Below are 18,267 nucleotides of genomic sequence, written 5' to 3' on the forward strand. Positions count from 1 at the left end.
TCCTACCTTGGTGACATGACCACCCCAGCGACATCCCAGACCCCGGCCGTGCCGGCGCGGTCGCGGCGCATCCGCCCCCTCATCCACCTCGGCGCGCTCGCGCAGCTCGCCGCCCTCGGCATCGTCGGCACCGCGCTGTTCACGGTGCTGATCACCTTCCTGAGCCTCGGCGTGAGCCTCCTCGTCGCCGCCGGCATCGGCCTGCTGTTCCTTGTCGCGTTCGTCTACCTGCTGTGGGCGACCGGATGGCTCGAGTACGAGCGCGTCGACGGCCTGTACGGCTACGGACTCCCGCCCCTCCGGGCGCGGCGCAGCGGCGTCCCCGGATTCGGCGGCTGGCTCCGCACACTGTGGCAGCAGTTCATCGACGGCCCGATGTGGCGCGGTGTCGCGAGCGCCGCGATCTCCACCGTGCTCGGCCTCGTCGTCCTCCCGGCCGTCGCGTGGCTCGTCGGCAGCGTCGTCCTGCTGTTCGCCCCGCTCACCGGGGCCGACACCGCCCGCATCCCCGCCACCGGCATCGACGTCGGCGGGGAATGGGCGCTGCCCGTCGGCATCCTCGGCATCATCGTCTCCGCCGCGCTGCTGCTCGGCATCGCCCTGCTGCACGCCGTCCTCACCCGCGCGATCCTCGTGCCCTCGCGGGAGGCGCTGCTCGCCGAGCAGGCGCGCACCGCCGGCGTCCAGCGCGCCGGGGCCGTCCGGGCCAGCGAGGTGGAGCGCACCCGCATCGAGCGCGACCTGCACGACGGCGTCCAGCCGCGGCTCGTGTCCGTCGGGATGACGCTGGGCCTCGCCCAGCAGAAGATCGACAGCGACCCCGTCGCCGCGAAGGCGCTCATCGACGAGGCGCACACCTCGACGAAGGCGGCCATCACCGAGCTCCGGCAGCTGGCCCGCGGCATCCACGCGTCCGTGCTGGATGACCGGGGACTGGATGCCGCCCTCTCCGCCCTCGCCGCCCGGTCGCACGTGCCCGTGCACCTCGACGTCCGCGTCGACGGACGGTGCAGCGCGACGGCCGAGGCGGCCGTGTACTTCGCGATCGCCGAGTCGCTCACCAACGCCGCGAAGCATTCGCGGGCGACCGACTGCCGCGTCGTCGTCCGGCGCCGCGACGACGGGACCCTGTGGGCCCGCGTCGAGGACAACGGCGTCGGCAGCGCCCGGGTCCTCCCCGGCGGCGGCCTCGACGGCATCACCAACCGCATCCTCGCCGCCGGCGGCACGGCCCGGCTCGACAGCCCGGCCGGCGGCCCGACGTCCCTGGAGGTGAGCGTCCCGTGCGCATCCTGATCTGCGAAGACTCCGCCCTGCTGCGCGAAGGACTCGTGCGCGTGCTGGAGGACGCCGGCCACACGGTCGTCGCCGCCCTCCCCGACGCCCGCGACCTCGTGACGGTCGTCGGCGACACGGGACCCGAGCTCTGCATCCTGGATGTCCGCCTCCCTCCGACGTTCACCGACGAAGGGATCCGCGCGGCGCTGGCCCTGCGGGCGGAGCACCCGGCGCTGCCGGTGCTGGTGCTCAGCCAGTACGTCGAGGAGCGGTACGCGAGCGACCTCATCACGGGGCAGGGCGCGGCCCTCGGCTACCTGCTGAAGGACCGGGTCGCCGACGTCCGGGACTTCCTGGCCTCGATCGAGCGGATCGGGGCAGGGGCCACCGTCCTCGACCCCGAGGTCGTGGCGCAGCTGCTGACACGGCGGGCCCGCGACGAGCGGATGGCGCGGCTCACCGACCGCGAGCGCACCGTCCTCGCCCTGATCGCCGAGGGCAAGAGCAACCAGGCGATCGCCCAGACCCTGTTCATCTCCGAGGCGAGTGTCGAAAAGCACATCACCTCCCTCTTCCAGAAGCTCGGCCTCGAACAGGACGAGCACGGCAACCGGCGCGTCCTGGCGGCGCTGGTCCACCTCGAGCACGGCGGCACTCAGCCGCAGAACGGAGCACTCCGATGAGCACCACCCTCACTCCCCCGCCCGCATCCGCACCCCAGGCGCCGCCCCCGGCCGAGCCGCGCGGCTCGTCCCGGGTCATCGCGATCCTCGCGATCGCCTTGGGCGCGGCCCTCATCCTCGGGACGATCGTCATGTCGATCATCGGCGGCATCCGCTCCGCCGCGGTCCGCACCGAGTCGCTCAGCGCCGACGCCGCCGGCGTCACGGCCCTGGACATCGACGTGGCGGCATCCGAGTTCCGGATCGCCTACGGCGGGTCGGAGGCCTCACTCTCGGTTACGGGCGGCAGCGGCACGAGCAACTGGCGCCTCGAGCGGACGGGCGACACGCTCGTCGTGTCGTCCGACCGGGGCTGGTTCCGCGGCTGGGGCTGGTTCCGCGGCGAGGAGCGCGCGGTGCTCACGCTGCCGGAGCGCCTGGCCACGACCGCCGTCGACGCCTCGTTCGACGTGGGCGCGGGATCGCTCCGCGCCGACGGCACCTACGGGACGCTCGAGCTCGACCTCGGCGCGGGCTCGATCGACGTGAGCGGCACGGCCGAGCAGCTGGATGCCGACGTCTCGGCGGGGCGCGTGTCCGTCGACCTGCGCGAGGTCCGCGCCGGAACCGTGCAGGTGAGCGCCGGCGAGCTCGTCGGCTCGGTGGACGGCGACGTCGACGAGCTGAACCTCGACGTCAGCGCCGGACGGATCGACCTCGAGGTTCCCGACGTCCGGTACGCCATCACCTCGGACGTCTCGGCCGGCGACTTCACCCACGACCTGACGACCGACCCGGGCGCGGATCGCCGCATCGACGTCAGCGTGTCGGCCGGCGGCGTGACGCTGCACGGCGCCCGCTGACCCCGGCCCCAGGGGCGCCCCGGATCCGTCCGGGGCGCCCCTTTCCGCGCGTGGCCCGGGGCCCTGCGGTCGGCTGCGCGTCGCTGTGAAGGACACCGCGCCGGGATTCTTCCGCGCCGAATGGCGGGTCCGGCCGCGGCGCACCCTCACTTCGGCGCCGGTCGACGTCACCGCCCGATGTGATCCGCGCCGAATGGTGGGTCGCGCGTCTGCACACCCGCACGTCGGCGCGGGTCAATGCCCCGGCGCGGCAGGCCTCAGGCCAGGCGCTCCTGCAGCCAGCCGAGGATCGCGACGGCCTGGTCGTACTGGAAGGCGCGCAGGGTGGGGATGCCGGGCACGTCGGGCTCCTGCGAGACGGCGAGGAAGTGCCCGGCGATGCCGATGAGCACCCGGTCGGCATCGAGCGCCGGCATCCCCGCGAAGACCGAATGCTCCGCGACGACGGCCTCGACATCCGCCTCGGGGTCGAGATACCGCACGTTGAAGAGCAGGGTCAGCGCGTCGAGCCAGCCGGCGCCGCGCGCGGCCCACGGCCAATCGATCAGCACGACCGAGCCGTCCGAGCGGAGAAGGACGTTGTCGGCGCGGACGTCGTGGTGCACAAGACGGTCGCCGGCCACGGCATCCGGCATCCGCAGCCCCTCGTCACGCAGCCACGGCAGGCGCTCGGCGACCCAGCCGGGGAGCGTCCCCGGCAGGGACGGCACACGATCGATCCTCGACCATCCCGACCCGTAATGCCCTGCCACGGTGGCCATGTCGACGATCGCCTCGGCGGCGGGCACGGGCCGCTCAGCCACCGAGCCCAGCGCGCCGAGTACCGCGACCAGCTCGTCGTGCACCCAGGGGGTGTGCGGATGCCGCGCCTCGACGTCCTCGAGGATGAGGGCGATGCGGTCACCGTGGTCCACGACACCCAGGAAGCGCGGCGCCGGGATCTCCGGCGGCAGGAGTGCGCTGATCGCGGCCTCCCGGCGATGGATGCCGACGACGTCGGGGTTGACGGCATCCGTCCCGGTCTTCACGAACGCGCGCCGCCCGTCGGCCAGACGGACCCGATCCGCGCTCCCCGGCGAGAAGCCGCCGGGCTGGGACTCCGCCGCGACGACCGGCGCGCCAAGGAGAGCCTCCACGTCCGCGCGCAGGCCGGCGTCGACCTCCGCCCATGCCTGTCGCCTCGTCGCCATCCCCTCACCTTCGCACAGCGCCCGCTGACCGCGGGCGCGCGGGCGCAGCGCGAAATTCATCCGCGCCGAATGGCGGGTCACACGTAGGCACACCCGCACTTCAGCGCCGACGAATCGGGGCACCGGTATTCGCCCGCGCCGAATGGCGGGTCACGCGTCCGCACACCCACACTTCGGCGCGGATGAAGCGCGGACGAGGCGCGACACCGACGCTGCCCCGACACAGCGACCCCCGACCGCACTCGACCCACAACCCCGATTCACACGGCCGCGGGCACATGTGCCCGCGCACCCGGAGGACTACCGTGGACGGGTGACCACTCCCATCGACGCCACCACCACGACCGCCTGGGCCGAACTCTCCGCCCACAAGAGCGGGTTCACTCCCGACCTGCGCGGCTGGTTCGCCGCCGATCCCGGCCGCGTCGAACGGCTCACGTTCGACCTCGCCGACCTGCGCGTCGACCTGTCGAAGAACCTGGTCGACGACGGCATCCTCGCCTCCCTCGTCGCCCTCGCCGAGCAGACCGGCGTCGCTGAGCGCTACGCCGCGATGCTGTCCGGCGAGAAGATCAACACGACCGAGAACCGCGCCGTGCTGCACACCGCCCTGCGCCGCCCCGCGGGGGCGACTCCCGCGCTGCACGTCGACGGCCAGGACATCGACCACGACGTCCAGGAGGTGCTCGAGGCGATGGCCGCGTTCGCCGAGCGCGTTCGCTCCGGCGAATGGACCGGCGTCACCGGCAAGAAGGTGAAGACCGTCGTCAACATCGGCATCGGCGGCTCCGACCTCGGCCCCGTCATGATCTACGAGGCGCTCCTGCCGTACGCCGACGCCGGCATCCAGGCGCGCTTCGTCTCCAACATCGACCCGTTCGATCTGGCCGACACGACGAAGGATCTCGACCCCGAGACGACGCTGTTCATCGTCGCGTCGAAGACCTTCACGACCCTCGAGACCCTGACCAACGCGCGCCTCGCGCGCGACTGGCTGTGGGCGGGCCTGCAGTCCGCGGGCGCGATCGACGGGTCGGACGAGCAAAAGACGGATGCTGTCGCCCACCACTTCGTCGCGGTCTCCACGGCCCTGGACAAGGTCGCCGCATTCGGCATCGACACCGCCAACGCGTTCGGCTTCTGGGACTGGGTGGGCGGCCGCTACTCCGTCGACTCGGCGATCGGCCTGTCCCTCGTCATCACGCTGGGGCCGGATGCGTTCCGCGAGCTGCTCGCCGGGTTCCACGCCGTCGACGAGCACGTGGCATCCACCCCGCTCGCGGAGAACGTGCCCGTCCTCATGGGGCTGCTCAACGTCTGGCACACGAACTTCCTCGGTGCGCAGTCGCACGCCGTGCTCCCCTACGCACAGCAGCTGCACCGCTTCGCGGCGTACCTGCAGCAGCTCACGATGGAGTCCAACGGCAAGTCGGTGCGCTGGGACGGCTCGCCCGTCACGACCGACACCGGCGAGGTCTTCTGGGGCGAGCCCGGCACGAACGGCCAGCACGCGTTCTACCAGCTCATCCACCAGGGGACGCGCCTCATCCCCGCGGACTTCATCGCGTTCGTGAACCCGGCCTACCCGCTCGCCGACGACGGCCGCGACGTGCACGGCCTGTTCCTCGCGAACTTCCTCGCGCAGACGAAGGCGCTCGCGTTCGGCAAGACGGCGGAGGAGGTCGAGGCCGAGGGCACGACCGGCCCGCTCGTCGCCGCGCGCACGTTCGCCGGCAACCGGCCGACGACGTCGATCTTCGCGCCCGCGCTCACGCCGCGGGTGCTGGGCGAGCTCGTCGCGCTGTACGAGCACATCACCTTCACGCAGGGCGTCATCTGGGGCATCAACTCGTTCGACCAGTGGGGCGTCGAGCTCGGCAAGCAGCTCGCGCTGCAGATCGCGCCGGCGATCGAAGGCGATGAGGATGCCGTCGCGGCGCAGGATGCCTCGACGAAGGCGCTGCTGGACTACTACCGCGCGCACCGCGTCTGACCCGGACGGGCCGATCAGCGCAGCTGCAGGGTGTTCCAGGCTCCCGGCTCGTCGAGCTCGCCGTAGACGACCTCGGCGCCGTCCGCCGATACGGACGCGGCGCAGACGAGGAGGGAGAGGGTCGGGTAGCCGAACGGCCGGTTGTCGCGGATGATCGCCCGGTCATCGGTCGGCCCCAGTGCCGTGGTCTGCTCGAGCGTCGCGAGCCACGGCGCCCACCAGCGCTCACCGTCGCCGGGCTCGCCGAACGCCTCCCGCCACGCCGCGATGCGCGCCGTGGTGGGGTCGTCGATGTCGTCGTGCGCGATCATGTGCGTCCCGGGGGCGAGGCGCACCCGGCGGACGGTGGCACCGTCCCACATCGTCACCCGGGCGCCCGCCTGGTCGACCTCCACGAGGTTGAAGCCGTGCGTGTGCGGCGGGTCGTCGAGTGCCGTGCCGCCCACGGCATCCAGCACGACGTGCCCGCGCGAGGACAGCTCCACCCCTTCGGGGACATCGACATCCGCGCGATTCAGGATGACCGCGACCCGCCCGGCGACCGGGTCCGCAGCGAGCCACGCGCCGCCGGCACGGGAGTCGCGGACGCCGAGGACACCGGGATGCGCCTCCGGCCACCACGGCCCGAGCGGATCCCAGGCACGGCCCGGGTCTTCATCCCGGACGGCGAGCAGGCGCGTGGGCGCACCGGCATCCTCGGGAACGTGGATGATGACGGTGCACATCCGCTCGCCCTTCCGTCCGATCGCCTGCGAGGATCGGATCATGTTCGTTGTCGTGGGTGTCAGCGGCGGCATCGCCGCCTACAAGACGGTCCATCTCGTGCGCGCACTCGTGACCAACGGCCACGAGGTGCACGTCATTCCCACGGAGGACGCGCTGCGCTTCGTCGGGACGACCACCTGGGAGGCGGTCAGCCGCCATCCTGTCACGACGTCGGTGCACGATGACGTCGCCGAGGTGCGGCACGTCGCGCTCGGCACGCGCGCCGACCTCGTGGTCGTGGCGCCGGCCACCGCCAACACGCTGGCGAAGATGGCCGCGGGGATGGCGGACAACCTGCTCGGAGTGACGCTGCTCGCCACGACCGCACCGGTGCTGGTCGCGCCCGCGATGCACACCGCGATGTGGGAGCATCCCGCGACGGCGGCCAACATCGCCGTACTGCGGGGGCGCGGGGTGCACATCGTGGGACCGGCGGACGGGCCGCTCACCGGTGGCGACAGCGGGCCGGGGCGGATGAGCGAGCCCGAGGAGATCCTCGCCGCTGCGCTGGCCCTCGTCCCGACGCGGACCGACCTGGCCGGACTCACGGTGGCGGTGTCCACGGGCGGCACCCGCGAGCCGATCGACCCCGTCCGCTTCCTCGGCAACCGGTCCAGCGGGCGCCAGGGGGTCGAGGTGGCTCTGGCCGCCGCCGACCGCGGGGCGCAGGTCCGGCTCGTCGCGGCCCACGTCGACGACGGGGTCCTGAGCGCGGTCGCCCACCACCCGCGCATCGGGCTGGAACGGGTCTCGACGGCCGGCGACCTGCGCACGGCGATGCACGCCGCGGCCGCCGACGCCGATGTCGCCGTCATGGTGGCCGCGGTCGCCGACTTCCGGGTGGATGCCGTGTCCGACGAGAAGATCCGCAAGGAGGACGGCGACGGCACGGCCACCCTGCGCCTGGTCGCGAACCCCGACATCCTCGCCGAGCTGGTGGCCGCACGCGGCGAGGCCCAGACGATCGTCGGGTTCGCCGCCGAGACCGCGACCGAGGATGCCGAGCTGCTCGATCGCGGGCGGCGGAAGCGCGCCCGGAAGGGTGTGGACCTGCTGGCCGTGAACCGCGTCGACTGGGCGCGGGGGTTCGAGGCGGCGGAGAACGCGGTCGTCGTCATCGATGACGCCGACGACGTCGTCACCGAGGTGTCGGGATCCAAGCGCGCCGTCGCGGATGCGCTGTGGGACGCCGTCCTCGCGCACCGCGCGCGCTGAGCCGGCGGCTGAGCCGGCGCGACGGTCAGTCCGAGGCTGCCGCCGCAGCCGCCACGGCGGCGCGTGCCAGCCACGCGGGCGGGTCACCGTAGCGCTGCGAGGGGATGAGCCGCCCCGCCGCAGAGTCCGCGACGAGCGTCGCAAGCCGGTCGGCACGGGTCTGTTCCCGCTTCGCGCTCTGCACCCAGTTCGTCGCGAGGCGCCGGTATGACGCCGTCGCGACCTCCCAGAACGCCTGCGCCGCGGGGTTCGCCGCGATCGCCGCCTCCTGCTGCGCCGTCATCTCCGCGCGCTGCTCGTACGAGTAGACGCCGGTGCGCGACGCCGACCGCCGCTCGTACGCGGCGATCCCCGCGGGATGCATCCGCCCCTCCGCGAGGAGCCGTTCCACATGGGCGATGTTGATCTCGCTCCAGTTGGAGTTCGGCTTCCGTGGCGTCCAGCGCTGCCGGCGCGAGCTCTCGTCGATCCGCTGGCTCACCGAGTCGATCCAGCCGAAGCAGAGCGCTTCGGGCACGGCTTCGTCCCAGGTGATCCCCTGTCTCGGGTCGCCCTTGCGGTAGATCCCCATCCACAGCTCCGTGGCCGTGGCGTGGTTCTTCTCCAGCCACGCGCGGAAATGCGCGGGGCCGGAGAAGAAGACCGCAGGGCGTTCCTCCATCTACGCCTTCGTCTGGACGTCCAGGAGGGGCGCACCGGAGGCGACGGGCCCGAGCGCGACGGGGTCGACCGTGGCGAAGGCATCGGCGTTCAGCACGATCACGGGGGTGATGAGCGGGTAGCCGGCATCCTCGATGACCTTGCGGTCGAAGACGACGAGCGGGGTGCCGACCTCGACGCGGTCGCCGTTCTTGACCTTGACCTCGAAGCCTTCGCCCTTGAGGTTGACGGTGTCGATGCCGACGTGGATGAGCACCTCGATGCCGTTGTCCAGCTGCAGGCCGAACGCGTGACCGGTGGGCTGCGCGGCGACGACGGTGCCGACGCCGGGCGAGACGACCGTGTCGCCGGTGGGCTGGATCGCGACACCGGGGCCCATGATCCCGCCGCCGAAGACCGGGTCGGGGACCTCGGAGAGCGCGACGACGGTGCCGTCGAGCGGGGAGGCGAGCTGCAGGAGCGTGCCCACCTCGGCCGTCGCGGTGGCGGTGGCCACGGAAGACGGTGCCGCCGCGGCGCCGCCGTTGGCGACCACCGGGGCCGCCGTTGCCGCGCCGACGGAGGCTGCGCCGGCGGGCGCCGCCACGAGGGCGCCGTCGTCTGCGACATCCTCCTTGTCCTTGTAGCCGGAGATGACGACGAGCGTCATGGCGGTCGCGAAGGCGGCGATCACGGCGATGCCGTACAGCAGCACGCTGTCGAAGGCCGGGATGGTCAGGAGCGACGTGAAGACGAACGCCTCGGTGCGGACGCCGCCGCCGATGCCGATGATGAGACCGCCGACGAGGCAGCCCACGAGCATCCGCGGGTAGATGCGCTTGAACCGCAGGTGGATGCCGTAGAGCGAGGGTTCGGAGATGCCGCCGAGGAGACCCGCCGCCAGGGCGCCGGTCGCGGTCTGCTTCATCTGCTTGTCCTTCTCCCGCCACGCGAGGAGCAGGACGCCGGCGGTCGCACCGAAGCACGCGAAGTTCCACGCGCCCATGGGGCCCTGGATGAAGTCGTAGCCGAGGGTCTGGATGTTGAGCAGCATGATCGCGTTGATCGGCCAGTGCAGACCCAGCGGGACCATGAACGGGTAGGCCAGCGGAATGATGATCGCGAAGATGAACGGCGAGAACGAGTTGATGGCGCTGAGGAAGTTCGCGAGCGCGGCACCGACGTACACGCCGATGGGGCCCAGCAGGAACGCGGTGAGCGGGATCATGATGAGCATCGCGAGGAACGGCACGAAGATGAGGTGCAGGTTCTCCGGGATGATCTTCTTCAGCAGCCGGTAGAGCGGGCCGAGGACAGCCGCCATGAGCAGCGGCGGGAAGACCTGCGACGCGTAGTTGAACACCGTGAGCGGGATGCCGAAGATCGGGATGGTCGTGATCTCGGAGCCCAGGAAGATGATCTGCGAGGCGCCCTCCTGGGTGCCCAGGGCCGTGAAACCGGGGAGCATGACGACGGCCATGATCGCGAAGCCGACCCACGGGTCGGCGCCGATCTTCTGCGACGCGTTGTAGGCGACCATGAGCGGCAGGAAGATGAACACGCACTGCCACATCAGGTTGATGAACTGCCAGGACGGCTCGAGCGTCACGCCCGGGGCGTTCCATGCGGGGATCACACCCAGCGTCGCCATGAGCGCCATGAAGGTGATGAACAGGGAGGCGCCGAGCAGCGCACCGAGGATGGGGCGGAAGGAGTCCGAGAGGAACTCGAACAGCGAGTCGAGCCAGGCGACCTTGCCGCGCGGGCCCTTCGCGCGCTCACGCGCCTTGATGGCCTCCGCCGATTCGGGCGCGGCGGCCGTGCTGCCGGACATGGCGGGCAACGCCATGATGTCGTTGTAGACGGTCTGCACGCCTCCGCCGATGACGACCTGGAAGCGGTCGCCGGCCTGCGGCACGGCGCCCATGACGCCCGGGATCTGCTCGACCTTCGCCTTGTCGACGGAGGTGCCGTCGTTCAGCTGGAAGCGCAGACGGGTGGCGCAATGGGTGAGGTTCGCGACGTTTCCGGCGCCGCCGAGGGCGTCGACGATGGCGGATGCGGGGCTCTCAGGCATGATGGCGTGCTCTCTGTGGGGGGCCTTACGTCGGCGACTCTATACCGCGCATCGATTTCGCATAAGCGGGGTGAGCGTGTGGACGGACCACAATTCCTTCCGACCCCCCGGAGACTTTTCTCCCCTCTTCACTCCATGGTGTGTCACCGTGTCGGTACCGAGGGGCAGGATGTGCGGCATGGACATCGAACTCCTGCAGCCCGCGGGACTCGTCGCGAGTCCCGCTTTCAGTCACGTCGCCGTCGTCCCGCCGGGCGCGACGACCATCTACGTCGGCGGCCAGAACGGCGTCGACGAAACCGGCACCGTCGTCTCCGACGATGTCGCCGCGCAGTCCGTGCAGGCCGTGGAGAACGCCCGGACGGCGCTCGCTGCGGCCGGGGCCTCCCTCGACGACGTCATCGGCTGGACCGTCCTCCTCGACGCCTCGGCCGACCTCGGTGCGGCGTACGGCGCGATCGCCCCGATGCTCGCACGGGAGGGTGCGCCGCCGCTCGTGACGGCGGCGCTCGTCGCGGGCCTCGCGGTGCCCGGTGCACTCATCGAGGTGAGCGCGGTGGCCGCCCTCGGGCCGGCGTAGCCGTCCGGCACGGACCGCGGGGCCGACCCGGGCATCGGGGTGCATGCCCCTAGCCCGGCGCGGCCACCTCCGCAAGGTGGTGTCTGCGAACCGCGTCGACGCCTATCCTGACGGGACGTGTCCCCGCCACGGACGGGACGCAACGGCGCGCGGGCATCCGGCGCGCGACGCCGGAGGAGGTCGCATGGTGCTGGGTTCAGGTCACGGCCGCCGCGACGCCGTCGTCGTGGGAGCCGGACCGAACGGGCTGGCAGCCGCGGTCACGCTCGCGCGCGCGGGCCTCTCGGTGCGCGTGTACGAGCGCGCCTCGCGAGCCGGAGGGGGCGCCGCGACGCGCGAGCTGACCTTGCCCGGGTACCTGCACGACGTGTGCTCGGCGGTGCATCCGCTCGCCTTCGAGTCTGCGTTCTTCCGGGCCTTCGGGCTCCGCGACCGCGTGCGCTTCATCACCCCCGATGTCTCCTTCGCGCAGCCGCTGGACGGGGGACGGGCGGCCGTGGCCTTCCGCGACCTCGCCCGCACGCGTGACGGGCTCGGACTGGACGGGAAGGCGTACGAGCGCCTCCTGCGGCCGCTCGTCGAACACGCCTCCCACGTGGCCGACCTGACCGGGTCGACCCTGGTGCGGGTCCCCCGCCACCCGGTCTCCGCGCTCCGCTTCGCGGTGCGGGTCGCCGAGCAGGGCACCCCGGCGTGGAACGCCCGGTTCCGCGAGGATGCCGCACCGGCACTGCTCACGGGCGTCGCCGCCCACACGATCCTGACGCAGCCGAGCCTCGCCGGCGCCGGTGCCGGCCTCGCCCTCGGCGCCTACGCGCACGCGCAGGGCTGGCCGATCCCGGTCGGCGGAAGCCAGGCCATCATCGACGCCATGCTCGAGGACCTCCGCGCCCATGGCGGCGAGCTCATCACCGACCACGAGGTCACGTCGCTGAACGAGCTCGACGATGCGCGGGTGGCGATGCTCGACGTGACACCGCGCGCCCTGCTGCGGATGGCGGGCGAGCGGATGCCGGCCCGGTTCGGCCGCCGCCTGCGGGCCGTCCGGTACGGCGGTGCGGTCGCGAAGGTCGACTTCGCCCTGAATGCCCCGGTGCCATGGGCGAACGCCGACGTGCGGCGCGCCGGCACGATCCACGTCGGCGGGACGCGTGCCGAGATGGCCGCCGCGGAGAACGACGTCAACCGCGGCCGGCATCCGGAGCACCCGTACGTGCTCGCGGCGCAGCAGTCCGTGTTCGACCCGAGTCGCGCGCCCGCCGGCGCGCACACGCTGTGGACGTACACGCACGTCCCCGCCGGAAGCGCCGCGGACCGCGAGGACGCGGTCACGGCGCAGATCGAGCGTTTCGCGCCGGGCTTCCGCGACACGATCGTCGCGGTGAGCTCGCGGACCGCGGTCGAGGTGGAGGCCCACAACCCGAATTACGTGGCCGGTGACATCGCCGCGGGTTCGCCCGACCTCCGGCAGATCCTGCGCCGGCCCACCCTGTCGCCCGACCCCTGGCGGACGCCGATCCCGGGCGTCTACCTCGCGACGGCGTCCGCGGCGCCCGGGCCGGGGGTGCACGGCCTTGCCGGGTGGCATGCGGCACGGAGCGCATTGCGCCACGAGTTCGGCATCCGGGATTCGCCCGACCTGTCCCCCTGACCTGCTGGATGCCATCATCGGGACATGAGCGAATCGACAGGCCGGGAGTACACCCTCATCGCCGCCGGCGTCTCGGAGTTGGCGGACGCGAACCCCGTGCAGGCCGGGCGGGTGACCCCGCGGAAGGCGTTCGACGGACCCGGCGCACGGGTGCGGCACCTCGCCTTCGACGCCGGGGCCGTGCTCGCCGAGCACGTGGCGCCGCGCCCGATCCTGGTGTCGGTGCCCGCCGGCCGGGTGCGGTTCACCGTCGGCGGAGTGGCGCACGAGCTGAGCGCCGGAGGGATGATCCATGTCGCGGCGAACGTGCCCCACGAGGTCTTCGCCGAGGAGGCCTCGCACGTCCTCGTCACCCTGCTGGGCTGACCCGGTGCAGGGCGCGCGCGTAGGGTGACGGCATGGACGGCTTCGCGGCTGTCGATTTCGAACTGGCGCGGCAGGTCCTGCAGCGGGGCATCGCGGCGCTGCTGCTGGTCGCCTTCCTCTCGACGCTGAACCAGTTCCGGCCGCTGCTCGGCGAACACGGCCTGCTCCCCGCGCCGGATCTGCTGGCGTGGGCCGCGGCCTCGAAACGGCGGGCGCGGATGCTGCGGCCGACGCTCTTCCGTTGGATCCGGTACACCGACCGCCGCCTGGCCGCGCTGTGCGTGACCGGCATCGCCGGCTCTGCGCTCCTGGTCGCGGGGGTGCCGCAGCTGGGGCCGCCGTGGGCCCCCGCGCTCGTCTTCCTCGCCCTGTGGTTCGGGTACATGTCGATCGTGTCGCTGGGGCAGACCTTCTACGGGTTCGGGTGGGAGATGCTCCTCCTCGAGGCCACCTTCCTCGCCGCGTTCCTGGGCTCCGACAGCCAGCCGCCCACCACGGTCGTGATCGTGCTGTTCTGGTGGCTCGTATTCCGGCTGGAGTTCGGCGCCGGGATGATCAAGATCCGCGGCGGCCGGGAATGGCGCGACTTCACGGCGCTCATGTACCACCACGAGACGCAGCCGATGCCGGGGCCGCTGAGCCGCCAGGCGCACCTGCTCCCCGCGTGGTTCCACCGCCTGGAGGTGCTGGGCAACCACGTCGCGCAGCTCGTCGTGCCGTGGTTCCTGTTCGCGCCGATTCTGTCGCTGTGGGTGCCGGGGCCCGTTCCGCAGCTCGTCGGCGCGGCGGCCGCGGCTACCGTCATCGCGACCCAGCTCTGGCTGGTCCTGACCGGGAACTTCGCCTGGCTGAACTGGGCGACGATCGTGCTCGCCTTCTCGGCCGTGGGGCTCCCGGGGGCGGGAGAGCCGGCATCCGACCCGCCGTTCAACGGGGTGCCGGTGTGGTGGGTCGTCGTGACGGGCGTGGTCGGAGTCGGGTACGTCGTGCTGAGCTGGCCGGCGCTGCAGAATCTGGTCGCGCGCCGCCAGCTGATGAACGCGAGCTTCAACCGGTGGCAGCTCGCCAACGCCTACGGCGCATTCGGGACGGTCACGAAGGAGCGCATCGAGATCGTCGTGGAGGCGACGACGGATGCCGACCCCGACGAGGCGGAGTGGCACGAGTACGAGTTCCGGGGCAAGCCCGGCGACCCGGCGCGCATCCCCCGCCAGTTCGCGCCGTACCACCTCCGGCTGGACTGGCTGATGTGGTTCCTGCCGCTCGGTCGCTCGCTCCACGAGTGGTTCACAGGTCTCCTCGTGCGGCTGCTGGAGGCCGATCGCGCGACGCTGCGGATGCTGCGGATCGACCCGTTCGACGGCGCGCGGCCGCGCTGGATCCGGGCCGTCTCGTACCGCTACCGATTCGCGACCCGGGCTGAGCATCGGCGGCTCGGGGTCGTCTGGATGCGCGATCGGCGGCGCGTGCTGATCCGCCCGATGGGGTTCGCGGACGACCCCGGCTGAGCGGCCGCCGGTAGCGGATTATGGCTCTGGTCTGGCCCTCCTCGTCGGGGCGCCATGCACGTTTCACCCAAGGGTTACCGGGCGTTCGTCCAGACTCGCCCCGCACAGTGGAGGTTCTTGTGTCCATCCCGAGGACGCACGCCGTTGCCTCGCGCCGGCGCTGACAAACCCGGAAGACCCACTCCCCTATGCTCCTCAGCTCACTCCGTCCGTCCCGTCGTGCCCTGACTCCCGCCACCGTCGCGGTGGGCCTCATCCTCGGCCTCACCGCCGCCGGCGGAATCAGCGGCTCCGTTCCTGCCCAGGCCGACACCGGCGCCAGCACCGCCGCGCGCTCCGGCGCCGCCGTCACCACGAGCGTCGCGCAGCCGCTCAGCGACATCACGCAGGACGCGCTCGACGCGCTGGCCGACGGCCGCGCGGCGCTGCGCGCCGCCGCGGAGGCGAAGGCGGCCGCCGACGCCTCGGCCCTGCCGCTCGAGGTGGAGTCGACCTTCATCGACACGCGCGAGCTGCGCGGCTACGTCGAGCAGCTCACCGAGCTCGAGGTGACCCCGACGCTCCTGGTGCCCGACATCACCGATGACACGAGCAGCGCGACGCAGCGCGTCCGCGACGCCGCCGCCGCCCTCACGGGCGCGGTCGAGAAGGCCGAGGCCAAGAAGGCCGCCGAAGAGGCCGCACGGAAGGCGGCCGAAGAGGCTGCGCGGAAGGCGGCCGAGGAGAAGGCCGCGGCCGATGCCGCCGCCGCTGCCGCCGCCGAGGCGGCCGCCGAGCGCGCCGCGTCGTCGCGGAGCGTGGCATCCGCCGCTCCGACCGGCGCACCCACGACGAGCGCGGCCGATGCGAAGGCCGCGGCGCGGCAGATGCTCGGGTCCTACGGCTGGGGCGATGACCAGTTCTCCTGCCTCGACTCGCTGTGGACCCGCGAGTCGGGCTGGAACTACCAGGCGTACAACGCCTCCAGTGGCGCGACCGGCATCCCGCAGGCCCTCCCCGGCAGCAAGATGGCCAGCGCGGGTTCGGACTGGCAGACCAACGCGACGACGCAGATCAAGTGGGGCCTCGGCTACATCGCCGGCCGCTACGGCTCGCCGTGCGCCGCGTGGGGCCACTCCCAGTCCACCGGCTGGTACTGAGCTCCGACGACCACGATGCCGTCGTCCGCACTGCGGGCGGCGGCATCCGTCGTCTCCGCGGCGTGCGCCGTCAGCGGAGCATGCGCGCGTCGGTGATCGACGGCGCGATCGGGTCGGTCTGCTCGACGCCGTCGAACTCGAACCCGTTGCGACGGTAGAACGCGATCGCCCGCGGATTCTGCGCGGCAACCCAGAGCATCGCCGGGCCGTCACCGACGGCCTCCTCGAGCAGCGCCTGGCCTGCACCGGTGCCGTGGTGCGCCGCGGCGACGTAGAGGGCGTACAGCTGGCGGTCCCGCGGGGGCGCCTCCGCGCCGAGGCGCAGGCCGGGGCCGGCCCAGGCGAGGCCGATGATCGACCCGTCGCTCTCGGCGATGCGGACGGTCGTGTCCGCGCGCGGGTTCTCGAGGAGGTCCCGCCACATCCGCCGGCGACGCTCGATGTACTCGTCGGTGAAGAAGCCGTCTGGCAGCAGGTGCGTGTACGCCTCCCGCCACGCCGCGACGTGGAGGTCGGCGACCGCGGAGGCATCGCGCGGACCGGGCCGGCGGATCGTGAACACCATGCGTCTCATGGTGCCAGGGCGCGGAGTCCGGCGGGACGCGCGGCTGCGACGTCGGAGTCCGCATTGGACCACGCGCACCGCCGCATCACTCGTCCAGCGACCTCGGGAAATTGATCACGAGAAGATAACGGCAAACCCTTGTCGTCGTTATCTTCTCGTTATAGAGTGCTCGCACGGTAGTTGTTTTGCTGTGGCAGCTGCCGGCATGTGATTGCAGGACACTCTTGGTGCAAAAGGGACAAGGGCCGGTCGGAAGCCTCTCCGACCGGCCCTTAGTCTTGCCTGGACGACCGGGCCGGTGGCGCGTGCTGTTGGCGCCTCCTCCCCAGGACGCGTGCGGTGGAGGTTTTCCACAATTGGTATGCTGACCTGGTTTTTTCCTGCTCCCGATGTCGGGGGTCCTCACCAAAATAGGGGTATGCAGGAAGACGTGATCACTCCAGCCGGCGACGACATCGCCCGCACCGAGGCGATCATCGACGGCATCGCGCTGACCCGGCGACGGATGGCGTCCCTGCACGCCGAGGAGGCGCGGCTTCTCGCCGCCGCCGCAGACCTGGCGCGCGAGCAGGCCGCCCGCGGAGACAGGACGCACCCCTCGAGCGACATCCCGCTCCGCTCCCTCGCCGCGCAGATCGCGGCCGCCACCCGCGCGTCCGACCGCGGGGTGCAGGCTCGGATCGGGCGCGCCTGGCAGTTGACGGCCGACTTCCCAGCGACGCTCCGCGCGCTGGAGGCGGGCGAGGTCGATCCTGCCCATGCGAATGTCATCGTCGAGGCCGGCATGATGATCGCCGATCCCGCCGTCCGCGCCGCCTACGAAGAGGCGGCGCTGGAGGTGGCGCGCCGCGAGGCTCCTGGACGTCTCCGGCCCATCGTGCGGATGCTCGCACAGCGACTGCACCCGGTGCCGCTCGACGAGCGTCATCGGGAAGCCCGGACGGCTCGCCGGCTGGCTCTCCGGGACGGGGACGACGGGATGGCGGAGCTCATCGCGGTCCTGCCCGCCACCCTCGCACACGCGATCCTCGACCGGCTCACCCAGGTCGCCCGCTCGGTCATCGACGCGCGGACTGCGGGTACCGGCGACGAGGCGCTGTTCGAGGACGAGACACTGCCCGGCGCCGACCACGCCGCGGCCGACACGCGCAGCCTCGACGAGGTGCGCGCCGATGCCCTCGCCGACCTGCTGCTGACGGGTCACAGCTCACCCGAAGCGTCGAACCGGTCCATCCCGCAGAGCCATGCGATCCGCGCGCACGTCCAGATCACCGTGCCCCTCGCGACGCTGGCGGGCGAGACGGACGAACCGGCGGAACTCGCCGGACACGGCCCGATCGCCCCGGCGACGGCACGTCGACTGGCGGGCCTCGCCTCGACGTGGACCCGGGTGCAGCTCGACCCCGTCACCCAGTGCGTCGTCGCCGTCGACACGTACCGCCCCACGGCCGAGCTCCGGCGGCTGTTGGAGGTGCGCGACGAGCACTGCCGCTTCCCCGGATGCCGTCAGCCGGCCACGCGCTGCGACCTCGATCACACGATCGCCCGCGAACACGACGGACCCACGCAGCTGGGAAACCTTGCGCACCTGTGCCGCCGGCATCATGTCTTGAAGCACCACTCCGCCTGGCGGGTGCGGCAGCGACCCGGCGGCGTGCTGGAGTGGACGAGTCCGACAGGCCGGGTGTACCCCGATACCCCGGCACGGACGGTGGCGTTCGCACCCGAACCCGATCCCCCGCCGTTCTGAGGCTGGATCGAACGGGTGTCACCTGC

General features: G+C 72.2%; 16 protein-coding genes. 11 read left to right on the forward strand and 5 right to left on the reverse strand.

Features of this window, described 5'->3' with window-relative positions; genetic code table 11:
• The first annotated feature begins 15 nt into the window (after positions 1-15).
• Genes MSA03_RS10710 through MSA03_RS10720 form a run of 3 tightly spaced genes read left to right on the forward strand, consistent with a single transcriptional unit; the run spans position 16 to position 2,803 of the window.
• Positions 16-1,296, forward strand: a complete 1,281-nt coding sequence (locus MSA03_RS10710) for a sensor histidine kinase (protein ID WP_147050974.1) — start codon at positions 16-18, stop codon at positions 1,294-1,296.
• Positions 1,284-1,961 (forward strand): LuxR C-terminal-related transcriptional regulator, encoded by a 678-nt coding sequence (locus MSA03_RS10715; RefSeq protein ID WP_147050975.1) that lies wholly within the window; start codon positions 1,284-1,286, stop codon positions 1,959-1,961. The genes MSA03_RS10710 and MSA03_RS10715 overlap by 13 nt, the downstream gene beginning before the upstream one ends.
• On the forward strand, positions 1,958-2,803 hold the full coding sequence (locus MSA03_RS10720) for a DUF4097 family beta strand repeat-containing protein (protein WP_147050976.1): 846 nt from the start codon (positions 1,958-1,960) through the stop codon (positions 2,801-2,803). The genes MSA03_RS10715 and MSA03_RS10720 overlap by 4 nt, the downstream gene beginning before the upstream one ends.
• A gap of 257 nt (positions 2,804-3,060) precedes the next feature.
• Here MSA03_RS10720 and MSA03_RS10725 read toward each other — a convergent pair whose 3' ends face one another.
• A complete protein-coding gene (locus MSA03_RS10725; protein ID WP_147050977.1) occupies positions 3,061-3,993 on the reverse strand; it encodes a phosphotransferase in 933 nt (310 codons plus the stop codon).
• A gap of 313 nt (positions 3,994-4,306) precedes the next feature.
• On the opposite strand from MSA03_RS10725, the gene pgi reads away from it, so the two are divergent.
• Positions 4,307-5,986 (forward strand): glucose-6-phosphate isomerase, encoded by a 1,680-nt coding sequence (pgi, locus tag MSA03_RS10730; protein ID WP_244946401.1) that lies wholly within the window; start codon positions 4,307-4,309, stop codon positions 5,984-5,986.
• A gap of 14 nt (positions 5,987-6,000) precedes the next feature.
• Here pgi and MSA03_RS10735 read toward each other — a convergent pair whose 3' ends face one another.
• Complete coding sequence (locus MSA03_RS10735; protein ID WP_147051020.1) at positions 6,001-6,711, reverse strand: NRDE family protein; 711 nt, start codon at positions 6,709-6,711, stop codon at positions 6,001-6,003.
• Positions 6,712-6,751: 40 nt separating this feature from the next.
• Here MSA03_RS10735 and coaBC point away from each other — a divergent pair, with 40 nt between their 5' ends.
• Positions 6,752-7,966 carry a bifunctional phosphopantothenoylcysteine decarboxylase/phosphopantothenate--cysteine ligase CoaBC gene (gene coaBC / locus MSA03_RS10740; RefSeq protein WP_147050979.1) on the forward strand — a complete coding sequence of 405 codons (1,215 nt, stop codon included), beginning with the start codon at positions 6,752-6,754 and terminating at the stop codon, positions 7,964-7,966.
• Positions 7,967-7,991: 25 nt separating this feature from the next.
• Here coaBC and MSA03_RS10745 read toward each other — a convergent pair whose 3' ends face one another.
• Positions 7,992-8,627 (reverse strand): YdeI/OmpD-associated family protein, encoded by a 636-nt coding sequence (locus tag MSA03_RS10745; RefSeq protein ID WP_147050980.1) that lies wholly within the window; start codon positions 8,625-8,627, stop codon positions 7,992-7,994.
• The gene (locus MSA03_RS10750) at positions 8,628-10,682 is read right to left on the reverse strand and encodes a glucose PTS transporter subunit IIA (protein ID WP_147050981.1); all 2,055 of its coding nucleotides are present in this window, start codon (positions 10,680-10,682) and stop codon (positions 8,628-8,630) included. It lies immediately after the preceding gene.
• A 178-nt stretch (positions 10,683-10,860) separates the two neighbouring features.
• Here MSA03_RS10750 and MSA03_RS10755 point away from each other — a divergent pair, with 178 nt between their 5' ends.
• From MSA03_RS10755 to MSA03_RS10775, 5 genes are all read left to right on the forward strand, one after another.
• The gene (locus MSA03_RS10755) at positions 10,861-11,262 is read left to right on the forward strand and encodes a RidA family protein (protein ID WP_147050982.1); all 402 of its coding nucleotides are present in this window, start codon (positions 10,861-10,863) and stop codon (positions 11,260-11,262) included.
• A gap of 184 nt (positions 11,263-11,446) precedes the next feature.
• Positions 11,447-12,913, forward strand: a complete 1,467-nt coding sequence (locus tag MSA03_RS10760) for a phytoene desaturase family protein (protein WP_147050983.1) — start codon at positions 11,447-11,449, stop codon at positions 12,911-12,913.
• 24 nt (positions 12,914-12,937) lie between these two features.
• Positions 12,938-13,279, forward strand: coding sequence for a cupin domain-containing protein (locus MSA03_RS10765; RefSeq protein WP_147050984.1), 342 nt, complete (start codon positions 12,938-12,940; stop codon positions 13,277-13,279).
• Between the two features lie 32 nt (positions 13,280-13,311).
• Complete coding sequence (locus tag MSA03_RS10770) at positions 13,312-14,787, forward strand: lipase maturation factor family protein (RefSeq protein WP_147050985.1); 1,476 nt, start codon at positions 13,312-13,314, stop codon at positions 14,785-14,787.
• A 188-nt stretch (positions 14,788-14,975) separates the two neighbouring features.
• A complete protein-coding gene (locus MSA03_RS10775) occupies positions 14,976-15,926 on the forward strand; it encodes an aggregation-promoting factor C-terminal-like domain-containing protein (RefSeq protein ID WP_147050986.1) in 951 nt (316 codons plus the stop codon).
• A 70-nt stretch (positions 15,927-15,996) separates the two neighbouring features.
• On the opposite strand, the gene MSA03_RS10780 is transcribed toward MSA03_RS10775, so the two are convergent.
• A complete protein-coding gene (locus tag MSA03_RS10780; protein WP_244946402.1) occupies positions 15,997-16,491 on the reverse strand; it encodes a GNAT family N-acetyltransferase in 495 nt (164 codons plus the stop codon).
• 430 nt (positions 16,492-16,921) lie between these two features.
• On the opposite strand from MSA03_RS10780, the gene MSA03_RS10785 reads away from it, so the two are divergent.
• Positions 16,922-18,241, forward strand: coding sequence for an HNH endonuclease signature motif containing protein (locus tag MSA03_RS10785; RefSeq protein ID WP_244946403.1), 1,320 nt, complete (start codon positions 16,922-16,924; stop codon positions 18,239-18,241).
• Positions 18,242-18,267 lie beyond the last annotated feature (26 nt).

This window comes from Microbacterium saccharophilum, assembly GCF_007992455.1.
Taxonomy (GTDB): domain Bacteria; phylum Actinomycetota; class Actinomycetes; order Actinomycetales; family Microbacteriaceae; genus Microbacterium; species Microbacterium saccharophilum.